The organism is Seohaeicola saemankumensis, from assembly GCF_042678485.1.
GTDB classification, from domain to species: domain Bacteria; phylum Pseudomonadota; class Alphaproteobacteria; order Rhodobacterales; family Rhodobacteraceae; genus Seohaeicola; species Seohaeicola saemankumensis.
Genome location: NZ_JBHTKR010000006.1, coordinates 307,576 through 326,981 on the forward strand (window position 1 = coordinate 307,576; position 19,406 = coordinate 326,981).

The window sequence follows — 19,406 nt, forward strand, 5'->3', positions numbered from 1 at the left end:
GGCACCTGCTTTCGGAACGATTGTCCGAAACCTAGGCCAAAGGCTGCCCCGGTCCAGTCCCGCGCGGATTACTCGGTGATCTCGACAATCACCAGTTCGCGTTCGGATGCGCCGCGCGCATGGCTCAGCGCTTCCTGATACTCGGGCGAGTGATAGCAGGCTTCGGCCGCTTCCACAGAGGGAAAGCGCGCCACGACATTGCGCGGACGTTCCTTGCCTTCAAGCTGGACGAAGCGCCCGCCGCGCGCGATGAACGCGCCGCCGTGCTTGGCAATGGCCGGTCCGGCCAGTTGCGCGTAACGGCCATAGGCTTCGGGGTCGGTCACGGTCACATGGGCAATCCAGAGTGCGCTCATCGGTCTTTTCCTTCTTCAGATCCCGTCCACGACGACAAGATCGCGGCGGCTGCTGCGCAGGGCGATCGGCAGGATCGCCTGATATTCGGGGGATTCGTACCAGGCTAGTGCCTGTTCGCGCGTGGGAAAGCTGATGATGACATGGCGATCAGGACCAGAGCCTTCGATCTGTGTCATCGGGCCACCCTTCACCAGGAAAGTGCCCCCCGCCTTTTCGGCCAGGGCCACGGTCTGGCTGGCATAGGTCTTGTAATCCTCAAGGTCCGTGACCTCGATCCGCGCGATGATATAGGCTGTCATTGTCTGTGCTTCCCCTCAGGCGCCAAGCATTGCTTCGACCGCGGCAATCGCCTCGGCCGCTTTCGACGCATCGGCGCCGCCGCCCTGGGCCATGTCGGGACGGCCACCGCCGCCCTTGCCACCCAGTGCCGGCACCGCCGCGCGCACCATGTCCACGGCCGACACGCGACCAGTCATGTCAGGCGTTACGCCCGCCGCCACGGCCGCCTTGCCATCGGCATCCGCGATCAGCAGCACCGCCCCAGAGCCGATACGCTGCTTGTGCTCGTCGATCAGCGCCGGCAGATCCTTGCCGGATACGCCCGACAGGACCTGTGCAATGAAGGCCACACCGTTGATGTCCTTGGCTTCCGGCGCCGCACCTTGCCCGGCGCCGCCGGCCATGGCCAACTCGCGGCGCAGTTGCGCCACTTCGTTGGACAGGGCGCGGCGCTCATCCAGAAGCGCGCGCAGACGGTCCGCCAGATCGGCAGGTTGCGCCTTGAGCGTGTCACAGGCCTGCGCCAGGCGTTGCGCCTCGGCACGAATATGCGCCACAGCCGCCTCTCCGGTCAGCGCCTCGATCCGGCGCACACCCGCGCTGGACGCGCTATCCCCCAGGATCACGCAAACGCCGATATCGCCAGTGCGCGCGACATGGGTGCCACCGCAGAGTTCGATCGACCAGGTCTTGCCGCCATGGCCTTTGCCGGTATCGGCACGGCCCATCGACACGACCCGCACCTCGTCACCGTATTTTTCACCAAACAGCGCCTGTGCACCGATGTCGCGGGCGTCGTCGGGCGTCATGATCCGGGTTTCGACTGGGCTGTTCTGCCGGATGAAGGCGTTGACCTGATCCGCCACACTGGCCAGTTCCGCAGCACTCAGCGCCTTGGAGTGGCTGAAGTCAAAGCGCAAACGATCCGGCGCGTTCAACGAACCGCGCTGTGCGACGTGATCGCCCAGCGTCTCGCGCAGCGCCTCGTGCAGCAGGTGGGTGGCCGAGTGATTGGCCCGGATCGCCGCACGGCGTGCGTGATCGACTTCCAGCGCGCCGTGACCGCCCTTGGCGATCTCGCCTTCCAGGACCTCACCGAAATGGATGAAGACACCCGCCGATTTGCGCGTATCGGTGATCCGCACCAGCAGGTCATGCCCGCGCAGATAGCCGGTATCGCCGACCTGGCCGCCGCTTTCCGCATAGAATGGCGTCTGGTTCATGACGATCTGCACGCTCTCGCCCGCCTTGGCCGAGGGAACTTCGGCCCCGTCACGCACCAGCGCCACAACCTGGCCTTCCGCGGTTTCGGTATCGTAACCCAGGAAATCCGTCGCACCATGCGTGTCGGCAATGTCGAACCAGATCGTGGCATCCGCCGCCTCGCCGCTGCCGGACCATGCCGCGCGGGCCTTGGCCTTCTGTTCGGCCATGGCGCTGTCGAAGCCTTCGGTATCCACCGCACGGCCCTTTTCGCGCAGCGCATCCTGCGTCAGGTCCAGCGGGAAACCATAGGTATCATACAGTTTGAACGCCGCCGCCCCCGGCAAGGCCGCCCCATCCGGCAGGTGGGACAATTCATCATCCAGCAGGCGCAGACCGCGATCCAGCGTCTGCTTGAAGCGGGATTCCTCAAGCCGCAGGGTTTCCTCGATCAGCGCCTGGGCGCGAGTCAATTCAGGATAGGCCGCACCCATCTGGCGCACCAGCGCGGGCACCAGCTGATGCATGACCGGATCCTTCGCGCCCAGCAGATGCGCATGGCGCATCGCACGGCGCATGATCCGGCGCAGCACGTAACCGCGTCCGTCATTCGACGGCATCACACCATCCGCAATCAGGAAGGAGGTCGAGCGCAGATGGTCCGCGATCACCCGGTGATGCGTCTTGCCCGGCCCATCGGGATCGGTCGAGGTGACATGCGCGCTGGCCTCGATCAGGCTGCGAATCAGATCGGTCGCATAGTTGTCATTCGTGCCCTGCAGCAGCGCCGCGACCCGCTCGATCCCCATGCCGGTGTCGATGGACTGGGCCGCCAGCTCGCGCCGGGTGCCATCCTCGAACTGCTCGTATTGCATGAAAACAAGGTTCCAGATCTCGACGAAACGGTCACCATCCTCCTCGGGGCTTCCCGGAGGGCCGCCCCAGATGTGATCGCCATGATCAAAGAAGATCTCGGTGCAAGGTCCGCAAGGCCCGGTCGGCCCCATCATCCAGAAATTGTCATTGGTCGGAATACGGATGATCCGGTCATCCGACAGCCCCGCCACCTTTTTCCAGATATTCGCAGCCTCGTCATCGGTATGGTAGACCGTGACCAGAAGCCTGTCCTTGGGAATATCGAAATCCTTGGTCAGCAGTTCCCAGGCGAAGGGGATCGCTTCGGATTTGAAATAGTCACCGAAGCTGAAGTTGCCCAGCATCTCGAAGAAGGTGTGATGCCGCGCGGTATAGCCGACATTGTCCAGGTCATTATGCTTGCCCCCGGCGCGCACACATTTCTGCGCCGTGGTCGCACGCTTGTAATCGCGATGTTCGACCCCGGTGAACAGGTTCTTGAACTGCACCATTCCCGAATTCGCGAACATCAGCGTCGGGTCATTGCGCGGCACAAGCGGGCTGGAGGGCACAACCTCGTGCCCCTGCTTGGCAAAATAGGACAGGAAGGTCGATCGGATATCGTTCAGCGTTGGCATGGGCGGACTTTCCGTTAAGGTCACGGGCTTTGCGCTGATGTAACGGCCACGGGCGCGCCTGTCCACAGGCGCTTGGTGCACAGTGCCGCGCAAATGCAAAAGGCCCGCCAATCCGGGCGGGCCTTCATAGGGGAACAGGTCGTGACGGACCGCGCCCGTTCAGCTTTCGACAACATCCTCGTCATCCGCGCCTTCGCCGCCCATGTTGAACTCCAGCCCGTGAGAGGCGCGGATCTTGTCCTCGATCGCAAGGGCGACCTGCGGGTTGTCGCGCAGGAACTGTTTCGAATTCTCGCGCCCCTGCCCCATGCGTTCATCGCCATAGCTGAACCAGGCACCCGATTTTTCGACCACGCCGGCCTTGACCCCAAGATCAAGCAACTCGCCGGTCTTGGAAATCCCCTCGCCATACATGATGTCAAATTCGACCTGCTTGAAGGGTGGCGCGACCTTGTTCTTGACGACCTTCACGCGTGTCGCGTTGCCCACCACCTCGTCGCGGTCCTTGATCGCGCCGATACGGCGGATGTCCAGGCGCACGGAGCTGTAGAATTTCAGCGCATTGCCGCCCGTGGTGGTTTCGGGGCTGCCAAACATCACGCCGATCTTCATCCGGATCTGGTTGATGAAGATCACCATGCAGTTCGAGCGGCTGATCGACCCGGTCAGCTTGCGCATGGCCTGGCTCATCAAACGGGCCTGCACGCCGACGTTGCTGTCACCCATGTCGCCTTCAAGTTCGCTTTTCGGGGTCAGTGCCGCGACACTGTCCACGACGACCATGCTGACCGCGCCGGAACGCACCAGCGTATCCACGATCTCCAACGCCTGTTCGCCGGTGTCGGGCTGGCTGATCAGCAGCTCTTCCAGGTTGACGCCAAGTTTCTTGGCATATTGCGGATCCAGCGCATGTTCGGCATCCACAAAGGCGCAGATCCCGCCCTTTTTCTGCTCTTCCGCCACGCAATGCAGCGTCAGCGTGGTCTTGCCCGAGCTTTCGGGGCCGTAGATTTCGATGATCCGCCCCTTGGGCAGCCCGCCGATCCCCAGCGCGATATCGAGACCGAGCGACCCGGTCGAGGTCGCCTCGATGTCGCGCATGACGTTCTCGCCGCCCAGCTTCATGATCGAGCCCTTGCCGAACTGCCGTTCGATCTGGGCCAGCGCACTGTCGAGCGCCTTCTGCTTGTCCGCGTTTTTCTTGCTGTCCATTGAAAGAAGATCTGCCATTGCCATTGTTATGACCCCTTATTCCACACCCGGTCGCGGGCGGCAACGATTGCCTGTGTTCCTGTCTTGTTCTTGGTTTTGGTTATGAGACCAAAACAGGAACATTTCAAGATCAATTTTCACTGTTCCACTTTTGCCCAAACTGGTTAAGGAGTAGTTTAAGGTTGTGAAGACTGTTCGGTATCCCGCGACAAGAGAGGTCACATGCTAGTTTTCTGGAAGCAAGGTCTGGTCTTTCTGTCGGTTCCGAAAACGGGAACCACCGCCTGGGAGGAGGCCCTCGCCCCCCATGCCTCGATCGCGGTTCTTGACCCGCCCGAGCTGAAACATGCGCCGCTTTATCGCTACAACCGGTTCTTTCGGCCGATGTTCGAGAAGGCCTGCAAGACCGACACGGTCGAAACCCTGGCCGTGATGCGCGAACCGATCAGCTGGCTGGGCAGCTGGTACAGGTTCCGCAGGCGTCCCTTCATGCAGGGCAAACCCAATGCCACCTTCGACGTCAGTTTCGACGATTTCGTGACCGCCTACATGCAGAAGGAGACGCCCGGCTTTGCCAATGTCGGAAGCCAGGCCCGCTTTCTGGAACCCCGCCCGAACGGCACCGCGGTCGATCATCTGTTTCGCTATGAGGACCAGGCGGGGCTGTTGCGCTTCCTCGAAGCGCGGCTGGATATGCGAATCGTCCTGCCACGCAGCAATGTCTCGCCCGAGATGGATCTGGAGCTTTCGCCAGCGGTCCAGAGCAAGCTGCGGCGCGTCTGCGCCGAAGAGTTCGACCTGTGGGATGCGATCCCGGTGCGCGGCGCGTGACAGGCTACGCCGGCCGGGGGCAAGGCCTCAATGCAACTGCCCCTTCACCGTTTCTGTCAGATCATTGAGCGAGAACGGCTTGGGCAGAAAGACCGAGTTCGGAATGCTGGCCTGCGCGTCGCCGAATGACTCCTCGGCATAGCCCGAGACGAAAACCACCCTCACGTCTGGCCGCTGCTTGAGCGCCTCGCGCACCCAGCTTGGCCCATCCATGCCCGGCATGATCACATCGGTCACGAATATATCAACGCTGAGGCTGGCATCTTCCAGCGTACGCAGCGCCTGTTCGGCCGATTCCGCTTCGATCACGGTATAGCCGCGCAGCCGCAGGGCGCGTGATGCGAAAGCGCGCACAGGCGCCTCATCCTCGACCAGCAGCACCACGCCATCGCCCAGGCGCTGGCCCTTGCCCGACACCACCGGTGCTGGCGCCGGTGCGGCCGGGGCCATGACAAGGTCATGCCCCGGAAACAGCAGCGTGAAACAGGTGCCCTGCCCCAGGACGCTGTCCACGAAGATGTAGCCACCGCTCTGCTTGACGATTCCATAAGCCGTGGACAGGCCAAGGCCCGTCCCCTCGCCCGTGCGCTTGGTCGTGTAAAAAGGCTCAAAGACCTTCTGCAACTTGTCGGCCGGTATGCCATGGCCGTGATCCGACACCTTGACCGAAACATAGGATCCGGGCGGCAGCGTCACCCGGTCGCGCTCCATCGGCTTGCGCAGCAGCAACCCTTCCGTCTCGATCCGGATTTCGCCACCCCCGGGCATCGCATCCCGCGCATTGACCACCAGGTTCATCAACACCTGCTCCAGTTGCCGCTTGTCGGCGCGCACGGCCTGCTGCACCGGTTCATGGGTCAGCGTCAGGGTGATCTTCTCACCCACCAGCCGGTTCAGCAGATGGGTCAGGTCCGACAGCGTGTCACGCAGATCCAGCACCTCGGGCCTGAGGGTCTGCTTGCGCGAAAAGGCAAGCAGCTGCCCAACAAGAGCCGCGGCGCGATTGGCGTTCTGATGGATCTGCACCAGGTCGCCATAATCCGGATCGCCCTGATCATGGCGCAGCAACAACAGGTCGCAATGCCCTGAAATCGCGGTAAGAAGATTGTTGAAATCATGCGCGACCCCGCCCGCCAGTTCGCCAATGGCCTGCATTTTCTGGCTCTGGACGAATTGCGCCTCGAGTGTCTTGAGTTCGGTCGCATCGGACAGAACCGCGATCAGCGCGGGGCGGCCACGGTCCTGCACACGGTTGAGCGTGACCTGAACGAAAACCTCGCTATCCGCCCGCGTCAGACGCAGGAATTCGCACTGCGGACCGGCACGCCCCATCGCGGCCTCGGCCAGCCAATCGGCGATCGAGCGGCCCAACCCCTCCATCAGATCGGACATGCGGCAAGGTGCGCCATCCCGAATCCCCAGCAGTTCCCGTGCCGGACGATTGGACAGAAGAACATCCCCGTCGGGATCAAGCTTCAACAGTGGAACCGGCAAGGCATCAAAGAAGTGCCAGCCTTCATGCAGATCGGTGCCGCCCGTCTGAACCGTGCCGGCGCTGTCGGGCATAGGCAGCAGGAACAGCTCGCGCCGCCCGATGCCCGGTTCGGTTTCGATCACAAGGCAGGGCCTGTGCCCCTGCGACGTGGTAATCCTGTGAATCTGCCCCTGGCGAAACGGCAATTCCGCACACAATCGGTCCAGCGACTTCACACGCTCCCCGACCAGGCGCCGTGCCGCGTCATTCATCGACAAAATCGTGCCGCCGCGCCCAACCGTCAGCATCGCGACATCCGCCCCGGAAAGGCCGCGTGCCGCCACCGGACGGTTTGCGATATCTTCGGCGCGCCAGAGATAACCGCCCCCTTCCAGCCCCTGTACCGCAAGACGCAGGTGCCCCCCACGGATCACGATATCCTCGCGCGCGGCACCTGTGGACGCGGCCTTGGCCTGAAGCCGAAAAAGCACCGCGTCGGGATTCGCCAGGACGCCACGAAATACCGATTGCAGGGTCTGGCCAGCCAGGGGCGCGAAACGCGTCACCGCGGCAGGATTGCTAAATGTCACCTCGCCATCCGCATCGGTCAGGATCGTGGGGGTGATGTCCCGGGCCACAAGGGTCCGGATCGCCGCCGCGCGCCGCATCGCGGACATGCGCTGCAGGCGCTGCCCCGCCCAAGCCAGGAAAAGCGTGGCCACCAGCACGGACGTCGCCGAAAGGAACAGTTGCGCCACAGCGTCGTCGGCAATCGTCAATGCAAGCGCAAGCGACAGCGCCGCAAGCCCGGCCAACGCGCCCGCACGGGCCATGATGCGGCTGCAAACCCGGGCTATCGACCCGCTGTCGCTGTCACCTGTTACCCAATCCAAACCACTTACACCCGACATCAACCGCGAATCACGTATTCACAGAATGACCGCTGAAAGCTTAATCGCTATTTAATTTTCGCCAAAAACGCGATTCCTGAAAGATTTTTCAACCCTTGCGTAGCTGCGCCAGGAAAAATCCATCCCCCGAGGGGCCGGGATCCCAGCGCCGGACCGCGATCTGCCGCCAATCGGGATGCGCCGAGACAAACGCCGCGATCCGGGCTTCGTTCTCGTCCCGCAACACCGAACAGGTGGCGTAGGCCAGAACCCCTTGCGGCGCCACAAGCCCGGCCGCCTGTTTCAGGATGCCATCCTGAATGGCGCAGAGCTCCACCAGCCGCTGCGGTGTCAGATCCCACTTGCCCTCGGGCGCACGACGCCACGCGCCTGACCCGCTGCAGGGGGCGTCGCACAGGACCAGATCAAAGGGAGCCGCCTGCGCCAGGGCGGCCGTCTCAAGCGTCTGTATCCGCACCCCGGCGCGCGCCGCCCGCGCCGGAAGATCCTTCATTCGCGCGGGCTGAATATCATGCGCCATGACCTGCGCGCCGCCTCGCGCGGCCATCGCAAGCGACTTGCCACCGCCGCCAGCACAGAAATCCAATATTTTTCCGTCTCTTGGCAGAGAAAGCTCATCCATCGTGGCCTGGCTTGAACCATCCTGCAATTCGACAAGCCCCTCAAGATAGGCCCGCGATTGCGCCACCTTCCGCGCCCCGTCACCCACCTTCAGGGCCGTGCCGGAAACCGGATCGGGTTCCGCGATGATCCCGTCCTCGGCCAGTGCGGCAAGCGCCTGGCCCGGATTGGCCTTGGCCAGGTTGACACGCAACATGACCGGGGCACGGCTCTGCAGGACGGTGGCGACCTGAGCCGCCCTGTCGCCAAGGCTGTCCAGCAGCAGGGGCCACAGCCAATCGGGCATATCTGACGCCTCTGGCCCTGGCGCGGGCGGGCGTCCTGCCTGCCGCTCGTCCGGGGTGAGGGGCGGCAACGCATGGCCCTGCCCCGTCAGCAGCGTGTCGGGATCACGCCCTTCGGCCCGCAGCAGCCCCAGCATCAGCCCGCGCCCGGTCATCGCCCCGCCAAGGGCCGCAAGAGAGCGTTTGCGACGCAGCGCATCGAACACAAGGTCACGCAGGGCCGCGCGATCGCCCGATCCGGCAAACCGGCTGCGTCTTGCCCAACCGATCAGCGCCTTTTCGGCGGCCTCTCCGGCCAGCACCTGGTCAAGCACCTGTGCCGCCGCGGCAAGCCTGGCCGCCGGTGTCATGACGGCACCGTCACGGCGGGCGCAGGCACCGGGCCGGTCTGATCTGGCGCGGCAGGCGCGTGTCGGTGCTTCATTTGCCTTGCTCCATTCCCTTGGGCGCATTACCGCGTGGCAGCCCTGCGGCAGGGCCTCTATCTGGACGATCCGCAGCGGCGGCGCAAGCTTGGCCTCGCGCCGGGCCATCGCGTGATGCTTGCATTCGGCACAGGCTGATAGGAATGTCGCCCCATGGATCAGGACCCACAACGCCCCCGCTTGCGCATCCGCATCGTCTTTGGCGCAGACGAGATGATCGGCCCCGGAAAGGCCGAATTGCTGGAACGGATTGCCCGCACCGGATCCATCGCGGCCGCGGGCCGGGAGATGGGCATGAGCTACAAGCGCGCCTGGCAATTGATCGGCACCCTGAACGAGATGTTCAATGACCCTCTGGTCGACAGCACGCGCGGTGGCCCGGGCGGCGGTGGCGCGCGCCTGACCGAGGCGGGCCAGCGCGTGCTGACCCTATACCGCGCCTTCGAGCATGAGGCCTCCGATGCCGGGGCCACCCAGCTGGACGCCCTATGCGCGCTGCTCAAGGATGACGCCCGACAATAACCGCCCCCGCGCCCAAGGAACGCAGGCACAGATCAACAGGCACAGCCGTTCCTCAGGATAACCCTTGCGGATATTCACCCCCCTGCGTCACCCTCACCTCGACGCGCGCGCCGAAATGGCTTTGGCCGACGGAAAACGAAAAAGCATCAAGGGCCGCATCGGGAAGAACCGCCGCACCATCCGTCAGCGCGTTCAGGCCGGGCCAGCCATCCCTGATCCAGATCGCCCCTGCGGGTATCCGTGCGGTGACCCTGGCCCGGGCGCGAAAACATCCGCCCGCGTTCCACGCCTCGATCTGGTCCCCGTCGGCAATCCCCCTGGCCTCGGCATCAGAGGGGGCGATCCAGAATTCGGGCGCGGCCTCGCGCGCAGCAAGCGTCGGAAGCGCGCGCGCATGGTCATAGAAGGAATGGAAATGCGCGAAGGTGCGCCCATGGGCCAGGATCAACCCGCCGGATCCATCCGATGTATCGGCCGCCACCGGAAGCGGGGGCAGCCCCATCGCGGCGGCCCGTTCGGAATGGAATTCGATCTTGCCGGACGGGGTCGCGAAGTCGAATGTCGGATAAGCCACATGCGATATCTTCAGCGGAACCCGGCCACCGGCCGCGCGCATCATGGCAACCGTGGCATGGCCCGTGGCAGGATGATCAAGCGCCGCGTTCATCGCCGCCTCCTGATCCGCCCAGGGGTAGACGTCCGCGACACCCAGACGTTGTGCAAGCCCTTGATAGAGCGCGTATGCCGGCCGGGCATCACCCGCCGCAGGCAGAACGCGATCCGACAGATGCACATGCGTATTCGTGGCTTTCGCGCCGATCTCTTCCAGCCAGATCGTTCCGGGCAGGACGATATCGGCCACCTCCCGGATCATCTGGTTGGGGAAAATGTCATAGGCAATCACCATCTCGGCCTTGTTCAGGGCCGCGCGCACCCGGTTGGTATCGGGAAACGAGGACAGGAAATTGGACCCGATCGCGACAAAGACCTTGATCGCACCGCGTTCCAGCGCTGTGATCACCGCCTCCATCTGGTTGGGCACATAGGTGCCGGGCAGGCGACGATCGGCGGCGCTCAGGTCGGCGAAGCCGGCACCATGGCTGCGGCTGCCATGGCGCGGACCGATCCCGCCACCGGGACGGCCGAAATTGCCGCTCAGCCCGACAAGGCAGGAAATCGCGCGCGCCGCATTCCATGTATTGTCGCCCTTGTGCAACGAGGATCCGCCGATGACGATCATCGCAGGCCGGGTTGCCGCATAGCTGCGCGCCAGCGCGATGATACTGTCAGCAGGCACGCCCGTCTGTGCCTGCGCCCAAAGGGGTGTCATCGGCTGCACATGCGCCTTGAGGGCATCGAAACCCACCGTATGTTCCGCCACGAACCCTGCGTCCCAGTTGCCATCAGCGATGATCACATGGATCATCGCCAGCGCCAGCGCGGCATCTGATCCGGGCCGCACAAGGATCAATTCGTCGGCCAGCGCCGAAGCTTCGGTCTTGCGTATGTCGATCGCGACGATCCGCGCGCCGCGCCGTTTCGCGCGTTCGACATGACGCAGGGTATTGGCCTGGCTGACAGTATTCACACCCCACAGGATGACCAGATCGGAATGCGCGCTCAGATCCTCCTTGGTCGAGGTTTCAAGCGCCCCGGTCAACCCCAGGCCGAAGCCGCCCAACCCCCAGCATGTCATCGCCGGGTTCCAGAAGTGGCAGCCGTAAAGATTGGCGAAACGCTCCATCTGACCGCGCTTCAAGCCAAAGCCATAGTCGTTCACCGCATTGCCGTGACCCTGCCAGACGCCGACAGCCTCGCGCCCGACCACCTGCATCTGCCCCGCGATCCGGTCCAGCACATCGTCCCAGCTTGTGTCCGCCCAGTCCGCGCTGCCGCGCGACTGGCGCACCAGGGGCTTCAGCAACCGGCGATCGTTGCCGACGATCTCATGCGCGGCCTTGCCCCGCATGCACAGAAAGCCTTCGCTATCGGGGTTCGTCTCATCCCCCGCGATGGCGATGCCGCCCCCCTTTTCGACCGTGACGGTCATGCCGCACAGGGTCGGATGGCAGTTCATCGGACACATGGTCTTGAAGATGCCTTGATCAGCCATGATGCCCCCGCGTTGCGCCATGGGTCAGCATAGACCGCCCCCTTGCCGCAAGCCAGCCCATGGTGGTCCGGGCACATGGCTCCGCGTCAGATCGGACCATCGGGGCCGCCTAGAGGACAAAAGCATAGATCAGGACCCAGCAGGACAGCACAACGCCACAGACCAGCGTATAGGCGCCATTCCACACCACCCCCACCCGCAGCGCGCTGATCCCGGCGAAATGCCCGATCAGAAGCGTTGTCGCGGTGAAGGGGGAACTTGCACCGCTCAGCGCCCAGCCCGCCGTCAGCGCCACCACCAGCGCGGTGGGTTCCACCCCAAGGCTGGCGGCCTCGGGGATCAGGGGCGCCAGAAGCGTCACCGCAAGGATCGGGTTCATGCCGAATTGCCCGGCCAGCGGAATGATCCAGACGAACGAGACCAGGATCAGCCAGGGTTGAACCATGGAAAGATCCAGCCCCGCCCGCAGCATCAGGGGCCCGACCAGTTGCGCGCCGACCGTGCCGATGTAGCCCGCCATCATCAAAAGCACCAACTCGCCCCGGTAACCGGGCAGTTCCTGCAACACGTAATCGCTGATACGACGGGCCACCTTGGCAAATGGCACCTCGGACCAATGCTGGATGAACATCCAGACCAATGCGATGGAAGGGACAAGCACCGCGACAAGCCCCACGATACGAACATCCGTCAGTTGGGCCAGGCTGACCACGCCGACGACCAGGACGGCCAGAAGCGCCACAAGCGGCAACATCGTGGCCCAGGTTCCCTGCGGCGCGGTCCGGGTCGGCGTGACGGCCAGATGCGGTTTGAACACCGTATCAAGCGTCCAGCCGATGCCCGCCAGGATCACGGATGTGACCAGACCCGGCAGCATGGCCTGTGACCAGCTGGTTCCCGGGATCACGCTGATCGAGATCGCCACCGCAAAGGACAGGGGCGACCACGGCAGGGTGGACACAAAGGCCCGCTGGATCGCCAGCAGCATCCGCCTGATCCGGTGCGCGCGGATTTCGGCATCGGGTTCCAGTTTCGCATTCGCCATCGCCAGCGCGCCCAGCAATTGCAAGGAGCCGTAGTTCAGCAGCAAGGCAAAGGCCTGACCTCCCAGGGTCAGCGCGGCATAGCGCCGTCCGGGGCGTTGCCCCGCCAGAAACGTGCCGGCCCGCTGGATCGCGGGCGATGTCGCCGCGACGCTACGCAGCGTCGACAAGGCCGTGAAAAACGCGCCGATGAATGCCGATGTCACCAGCCCGTCGACCACGATCGCGCGCCAACCGGCATGGGTGGCCGCCAATGCGATGCTGATCAGGACGGCCACGGCGACGAAAGCCTTGCGCGACAGACGCACCTGAAAGACTAGGATCGCCATCAAGGCCAGCACCAGCATTGCCTTGAGCGGTTGCGTCCATGCGGCCAATCCCCACTCGTTGCAAATCACAAGAACGGTGATCGCGCATAGCAGAAGTCCCGATACCTTGTCGCCCAAGCTGCGCATTCCCATAGGCTGTTCGGTGGCTGTTCCGGGTTGCTGTTCCGGGTGGTGCTCTGCCCTTGTGTGCAGCCTTGCCTGCGGAACTGCAAGCGCCTTGGCCATGAAGGTTTCAGCGCCACGGGAAAAATGCGCCAAAGCCCCTGACGCAAGGCAGCGCTGCCCGTTTCGCAGCACAATCGCCATCCGGTCCGGCAGGATCGGCCAGAAAGGATCGGTGATGCGGGGTCGGCTATGCAGGATTGGCAGGGCAGGACCGCGATCACACGGCCACGCGTTCCCCCAGTTCCACCACGCGGTCGCGCGGCAAATGGTAGAAATCCGATGGATCGGCCGCCATGCGATAGAGCAGCGCATAAACCCGGTCGAGGATCCGCTTCCAGCCAACCGGGCCGGTCACCACTGGCCGTCTTCGGCCCAGAAAGAAGGTCGTGCGCATCACGTCGAACTTCAGCCCCGCGCGCCGCGCCGCACCCAGGGCACGCGACACATTGGGGGTTTCCATGAAACCGAAGCGCAAGGTCAGGCGCGCGATATGCGGCCCCATCACCTGAAAGCTGGCGCGCTCGGCGGGATCGGCCAAGGGCACGCGCAGCGTCTCGATCGTCAGGATCACGGTCTGCTCATGCAGCACGCGATTATGCTTGAGGTTGTGCAGCAGCGCCGAGGGCACGACCTCGGGATCAGGGCTGAGAAAGAAGGCCGTACCGGGCACGATATGCACAGAGCTGTCGGCCATCGACCTTGCGAAACCGTCGATCGGTACAAGCAGGCGGTGGGATTTTGCCAGAATGGTCTGCGTGCCGCGCCACCAGGCACACATCGCGGCGCCCAGCACCAGGGCGATGACCACGGGCACAAAGCCGCCATCCATGATCTTGGTCAGGTTGGACATCAGGAACACGATCTCGATCGCGGCAATGGGGGCCACGATCACCAGTGCCAGCGGCAGCGGCAGCAGTCCCGACCGGACCAGGTAAAGACAGGCCAGCGCGCTGGTCACGATCATCGTCCCCGTCACCGCGATGCCATAGGCATGGGCCAGCCCTTCCGAGGTTTGAAAGGCCAGCACCAGCCAGACCACACCGGCCAGCAGCAGCCAGTTGATCGTGCCGATATAGATCTGCCCGCTCTGATCCGCCGCGGTATGGCGGATCATCATGCGCGGCAGAAGGCCCAACTGGATCGCCGCACGCCCCATCGAGAAGGCGCCCGAGATCACCGCCTGCGCCGCGATCACCGTCGCTGCCGTGGCCAGCGTCACCAGCCATGGCAAGGCGCCCGGCGGCACCATCGCGAACAGCGGGTTCGACAGCGCGCCCGGATCTGTCAGCACCAGCGCGCCCTGGCCAAGGTAGTTCAGCATCAACGCCGGAAAGACCAGCGCGAACCAGGCCACCATGATCGGACGACGACCGAAATGCCCAAGGTCGGCATACAGCGCCTCGGCCCCTGTCACGGCCAGAAAGACCGCGCCCAGCACCGCGAAGGCGACCATCTGGTGTCCGGTCAGGAAAGCCACCGCCCAGACCGGGTTGAAGGCCGCCAGCACCTCCGGCGCCTTGAGGATATGCCACAGCCCCAGACCCGCCAGCACCGAGAACCACAGCACGGTGATCGGCCCGAAGGTTCTGGCGATTGTCTTGGTGCCGCGGCGCTGCACTGCAAAAAGCCCCGCCAGGATGCCCAATGTCGCAGGCACGACCCATGCATCCAGCGCGGGCATGACCAGCCCCGCGCCCTCGACCGCGGACAGGACCGAGATCGCAGGCGTGATGACCGCATCCCCGAAAAACAGCGCCGCGCCGATGATGGCCAGGGAAAGCACCGGGATCGACCGGCGCCCGATGGCCAGTCGCACCATCGTGTACAAGGCAAGGATCCCGCCCTCGCCCCGGTTATCAACCCGAAGCAGGAAGAAAACGTATTTGAGGGTGACAATCAGGATCAGTGTCCAGATCAGAAGCGACAGCAGACCCAGCACTTCGGCCGGTGTGACAGTGCCACCGGCCGCGACAGGGCGCAGCGCCTCACGAAAGGCATAAAGCGGGCTGGTCCCGATATCGCCATAGACAACCCCGACGGCCCCGATGGTCAGGGCGGCGAATGTCTGCTTCGCGGGAAGGGTGACGGGGTCATCGCCCTCTTCGCGAAGGTAGTCTGCAATGTCCAGTTCGTCCTCGTCCAAGACTGGCAACCGGCTTTCATCCCGTAAAAACGGGCCCTGCGTTTTGAATGATGTCATGATGTGTCTGAGCGACAGGTCCGGTGCACATCGCGCGGGTCTTCGCGCATGTCGCAGTTCCGGCGGGGATCCGCAAAGGCTCCTGGCAGCAACCGCATCAATGCGGTCGATTCGAATTTTATCACAGGAGCATGACACGCCGCAATGCAGCGCATGTGCCCGGCTGTCATGGGCGTGGGCCATGGTGGAGTGCCTCGCAACCGTCGGTCCACAAGGATCAGGACAGAGCCGAAAGGCCCGCATTCCGGCCACAGCGCCGCCGGTCAGAACCCGGGCTGAAAATATCCAAGGCCGGAAGGCTGGTGCAAAGGCACCGCGCGCCCCAATTAGGCAGGATGGAAAAGCTGAAGTCCCTCTGGCGGGGCGATCTTGCGCTAGGCGATGCGTTCTGGAACTGGGCCGTCATTGGCGGCCTGATGGTGAACCTGTCGACCAGTATCGCGCTGCTGATCCTGGTGAGTTTCGATCTGGTGTGGCAGGCGCTGATCGTGGGAAAGGGCCTGTCGCTGCCCTATAATGCCATGGCCCTTGTCGGTGTCTGGCGGTCGGCCGCGCGCTACGGCGGCCCCGCCTACCATGCGGATCTGGCGCGCGGCACCGGGCTTGCCCTGATGGCTGTCCTGAGCCTGACATGACCGTGAATGACCCGCAAACAATCTGCCGCGCCGCCAATCGTGGTCGATTGTCATTCCCCCGCGACGGTGGGATAATCTCGTCATGAAAGCCGCCCGTCTGATTGCAGGAGTGTCACGCCAGGCCCAGGCCGCCTGGACGGTGCTGCTGTCGCTGCTGCTGGCCTGGTCCGTTGGCACAACCGCGCCCCAGGCCGGGGCCGGGCCGTCTGTCCGCAGCGACGCGATCAGCATTCTGGGCACACCGGAACTGGCGGCCCTTCAGGTCAAGTCGGGCCCCGCGCAACGCGCCCCGGATGAGCGTTTCGGCGCAGATCCCGACCCTTTCCTGTCGCCCCCTCTGACTGCGCCGGGCTTTGCCGCAGATGCCGGTGGGGACCTGACAGGACAGCAGACGGTCAGCCGCCTTGCACATGATCAGTCCCCCCATGCCCCCAGGGCGCCGCCCGCAGCCTGACGGATCCGTGGCATGACGCGGGGGTATGAACATGCCCCCCTGCCACAAAACCCTTGATGCGGCGGCATCCGATTGCCATCCGATCCTTTGCCCCTTCCGGCGTGTCCGGCGGCGGCCTCTGCGGATCGGCAGGCACGCATGGCAGCCCGAACTTGCAGATCATACCGGCCTTGACGGACCGGGCCCCGCGCCCTGCCCTTGTCGGCCCAAGGAAACAACGATGTCGAAAACCATCTTCTGGAAACGCCTCCTGATCTGGAGCGTTTGCCTCTGGGGGCTTGTCTTTGCCCTTCCCAATGCATTCTACCCGCAGGTCGAGCGGTATAACGATGCCCTCGCCCTGCAGACCGAAACCGGCGCCCTGCCCCCGGAAAAAGCCGCCGATCTGGCGGGTTGGCAGGCGTGGTTGCCGTCCGGGCTTGTCAACCTCGGGCTGGATCTGCGCGGAGGCGCGCATCTTCTGGCCGAGATCCAGGTCGAAGATGTCCATTCCGCCCGCATGGATGCCTTCTGGCCGCAGATCCGCGACACGCTGCGCGATCAGCGCGACAAGGTGGGCACCATCCGCAGACTGGATGCAGCACCCGGCGAATTGCGGATCGCCCTGTCCGATCCCGCAGGGGAACAGGCCGCCATCGCCGCCCTGCGCGCGCTGGCCTCGCCCGTCACATCACTTGCGGGCGCAGGCCAGAGCGATATCGAGGTCCGGGCCGAAGCGGGCGTCCTGATCGTGACCCTGTCCGAGGCCGAACGCGCCGCATCCGACGAACGCACGCTGCAACAAAGCCTTGAGATCATCCGCCGCCGGATCGACGAGGTGGGCACACGCGAACCCACGATCCAGCGTCAGGGCCAGAACCGCATCCTGATCCAGGTGCCGGGCATCGGGTCGGCCTCGGAACTCAAGGCGCTGATCGGCACGACAGCGCATCTCAGCTTTCATCCGGTCATCGGGCGCGCCGCCAGCGCCGATGCGGCAACCCAGCCCGGCACGCAGATCCTGCCCGCGATGAACGAGCCGGACGTGTTCTACATTGTCGATCAAAGCCCGGTCGTCAGCGGCGACAACCTTGTGGATGCACAGCCCGCCTTCGACCAGAACAACCGCCCCGCCGTCAATTTCCGCTTCGATCCCACCGGCGCACGGGCCTTTGGCGACTACACCGCCGCGCATATCGGCCAGCCCTTTGCCATTGTCCTGGACAAGGAGGTGATCAGCGCCCCCGTGATCCAGAGCCATATCCCCGGCGGATCGGGTATCATCACCGGGCAATTCACCGTCGAGGACAGCACGGATCTGGCCGTGCTGCTGCGCGCCGGCGCCCTGCCTGCTGGAATGTCCTTTCTGGAAGAACGCACCATCGGGCCGGAACTGGGACAGGACAGCATCGCTGCCGGTCAGCGCGCAGCCGTCATCGGCATGGCGGCTGTGGTCGTCTTCATGCTGGCCTGCTACGGCAGCTTCGGCGTCATGGCGGTCGTGGCGCTTGGCATCAACATGACATTGCTGATGGCCGCGCTGTCGCTGATCGGGGCCACCCTGACCCTGCCGGGGATCGCGGGCATCGTGCTGACCATGGGCATGGCGGTGGATGCCAACGTCCTGATCTTCGAGCGCATCCGCGAGGAATTGCGCCAAGGCCGCCCCGCCGGTCGCGCCATCACGCTGGGCTTTGAAAAGGCCCTGTCCGCGATCCTGGACAGCAACCTGACCGGCCTGCTGACCGCGCTGATCATGTTCGCCATCGGATCGGGAGCCGTGCGCGGCTTTGCGGTGACGCTGGGCCTGGGAATCCTCACCTCGATGTTCACGGCGGTCTATGTGACGCGGCTGATCATCGAAACCTGGATGCACTGGCGCAAACCGGCCATGATCACCCTGCGGGGGTGGATCAGGCTGGCGCCCGACACGACCACGATCGACTTCTTCCGCGCGCAATGGGCGACCTTCGGGCTGTCCCTTTTCGCGGTTCTGGCCTCGCTTCTGTTGATCGCGACGATGGGGCTGAACTTCGGGATCGACTTCAAGGGCGGCACGACCTTCCGCACCGAATCCGTGCATGAGATCGACCTGGGCGCCTATCGCGCGGCGCTGTCCACCCTGCAGCTGGGCGATGTGACGATTTCCGAAGTCTTCGATCCGGCCTTCCGCGCCGATCAGCATGTCGCCATGATCCGCGTGCAGGCGCAGGACGGGATCGAGGCGATTTCGACCGCAACCATCGCGCAGGTCCAGGACACGCTGCGGGCTGTCGATCCGGCCATTGCTTTCACGGCGGTGGATTCGGTCGGCCCCAAGGTGTCGGCGGAACTGATCTGGTTGGCCCTGGCCGCAGTCGGCGCGGGCGCGTTCGGCATCCTTGCCTATGTCTGGATGCGTTTCGAATGGCAGTTCGCGGTGGGCACCGTGGCGGCGCTGGCGCATGACGTGATCGTGACGATGGGGGTCTTCGCGCTGTTCCAGTTGCGCTTTGATCTGACCATCGTGGCGGCGCTGCTGACGATCCTGGGCTATTCGGTCAACGACACGGTCGTGATCTTCGACCGGCTGCGCGAGAACCTGGCGAAATACAAGGCCATGCCGCTGCGCGACCTGATGAACCTGTCCGCCAACGAGACGCTCAGCCGGACCTTGATGACGGCGGTGACGACGCTGATCGCACTTGCGGCGCTGCTGATCTTCGGCGGCGATGTGATCCGCGGCTTTGTCTTCGCGATGCTGTTCGGCGTGATCATCGGCACGTGGTCAACGCTTTATGTCGCGAAAAACATCGTCCTGTTCCTTGGGCTGGACCGCAGCGACAAGGCGAAACGCAAGGTGCAGCATGAATTCGCCCATATCGACGCCTGAAGCC

At 64.2% G+C, this 19,406-nt stretch carries 14 protein-coding genes; 5 read left to right on the forward strand and 9 right to left on the reverse strand.

Annotated elements, in window-relative coordinates:
• Positions 1–68: 68 nt before the first annotated feature.
• The 4 genes from ACFQ3C_RS16225 to recA all read right to left on the reverse strand — a co-directional run bounded on the left by ACFQ3C_RS16225 (position 69) and on the right by recA (position 4,568).
• A complete protein-coding gene (locus tag ACFQ3C_RS16225; RefSeq protein WP_380793954.1) occupies positions 69–356 on the reverse strand; it encodes a DUF1330 domain-containing protein in 288 nt (95 codons plus the stop codon).
• A 15-nt stretch (positions 357–371) separates the two neighbouring features.
• Positions 372–656, reverse strand: coding sequence for a DUF1330 domain-containing protein (locus ACFQ3C_RS16230; RefSeq protein WP_380793956.1), 285 nt, complete (start codon positions 654–656; stop codon positions 372–374).
• Between the two features lie 15 nt (positions 657–671).
• Entirely contained in the window at positions 672–3,332 is a 2,661-nt protein-coding gene (gene alaS / locus ACFQ3C_RS16235) for an alanine--tRNA ligase (protein WP_380793958.1), read from the reverse strand.
• A gap of 159 nt (positions 3,333–3,491) precedes the next feature.
• Positions 3,492–4,568, reverse strand: a complete 1,077-nt coding sequence (gene recA, locus ACFQ3C_RS16240; protein ID WP_380793960.1) for a recombinase RecA — start codon at positions 4,566–4,568, stop codon at positions 3,492–3,494.
• A 198-nt stretch (positions 4,569–4,766) separates the two neighbouring features.
• Here recA and ACFQ3C_RS16245 point away from each other — a divergent pair, with 198 nt between their 5' ends.
• Positions 4,767–5,375, forward strand: a complete 609-nt coding sequence (locus ACFQ3C_RS16245) for a gamma-glutamyl kinase (RefSeq protein ID WP_380793962.1) — start codon at positions 4,767–4,769, stop codon at positions 5,373–5,375.
• Between the two features lie 27 nt (positions 5,376–5,402).
• On the opposite strand, the gene ACFQ3C_RS16250 is transcribed toward ACFQ3C_RS16245, so the two are convergent.
• Together ACFQ3C_RS16250 and ACFQ3C_RS16255 are read right to left on the reverse strand one after the other, a co-directional pair.
• Positions 5,403–7,682 carry an ATP-binding protein gene (locus ACFQ3C_RS16250; RefSeq protein ID WP_380793964.1) on the reverse strand — a complete coding sequence of 760 codons (2,280 nt, stop codon included), beginning with the start codon at positions 7,680–7,682 and terminating at the stop codon, positions 5,403–5,405.
• A 166-nt stretch (positions 7,683–7,848) separates the two neighbouring features.
• Positions 7,849–9,015, reverse strand: a complete 1,167-nt coding sequence (locus tag ACFQ3C_RS16255) for an RsmB/NOP family class I SAM-dependent RNA methyltransferase (protein ID WP_380794127.1) — start codon at positions 9,013–9,015, stop codon at positions 7,849–7,851.
• 228 nt (positions 9,016–9,243) lie between these two features.
• Here ACFQ3C_RS16255 and ACFQ3C_RS16260 point away from each other — a divergent pair, with 228 nt between their 5' ends.
• On the forward strand, positions 9,244–9,612 hold the full coding sequence (locus ACFQ3C_RS16260; protein WP_380793966.1) for a winged helix-turn-helix domain-containing protein: 369 nt from the start codon (positions 9,244–9,246) through the stop codon (positions 9,610–9,612).
• 52 nt (positions 9,613–9,664) lie between these two features.
• On the opposite strand, the gene ACFQ3C_RS16265 is transcribed toward ACFQ3C_RS16260, so the two are convergent.
• From ACFQ3C_RS16265 to ACFQ3C_RS16275, 3 genes are all read right to left on the reverse strand, one after another.
• Complete coding sequence (locus tag ACFQ3C_RS16265; RefSeq protein ID WP_380793968.1) at positions 9,665–11,725, reverse strand: molybdopterin-containing oxidoreductase family protein; 2,061 nt, start codon at positions 11,723–11,725, stop codon at positions 9,665–9,667.
• Positions 11,726–11,834: 109 nt separating this feature from the next.
• Positions 11,835–13,229, reverse strand: coding sequence for a hypothetical protein (locus tag ACFQ3C_RS16270; RefSeq protein ID WP_380794130.1), 1,395 nt, complete (start codon positions 13,227–13,229; stop codon positions 11,835–11,837).
• A gap of 250 nt (positions 13,230–13,479) precedes the next feature.
• Positions 13,480–15,462, reverse strand: a complete 1,983-nt coding sequence (locus tag ACFQ3C_RS16275) for a potassium transporter Kup (RefSeq protein ID WP_380793970.1) — start codon at positions 15,460–15,462, stop codon at positions 13,480–13,482.
• A 335-nt stretch (positions 15,463–15,797) separates the two neighbouring features.
• On the opposite strand from ACFQ3C_RS16275, the gene ACFQ3C_RS16280 reads away from it, so the two are divergent.
• From ACFQ3C_RS16280 to secD, 3 genes are all read left to right on the forward strand, one after another.
• On the forward strand, positions 15,798–16,097 hold the full coding sequence (locus tag ACFQ3C_RS16280) for a hypothetical protein (protein WP_380793972.1): 300 nt from the start codon (positions 15,798–15,800) through the stop codon (positions 16,095–16,097).
• A gap of 82 nt (positions 16,098–16,179) precedes the next feature.
• On the forward strand, positions 16,180–16,551 hold the full coding sequence (locus ACFQ3C_RS16285; RefSeq protein ID WP_380793974.1) for a hypothetical protein: 372 nt from the start codon (positions 16,180–16,182) through the stop codon (positions 16,549–16,551).
• 220 nt (positions 16,552–16,771) lie between these two features.
• Positions 16,772–19,402, forward strand: a complete 2,631-nt coding sequence (gene secD, locus ACFQ3C_RS16290) for a protein translocase subunit SecD (protein WP_380793976.1) — start codon at positions 16,772–16,774, stop codon at positions 19,400–19,402.
• The last annotated feature ends 4 nt before the right edge of the window (positions 19,403–19,406 follow it).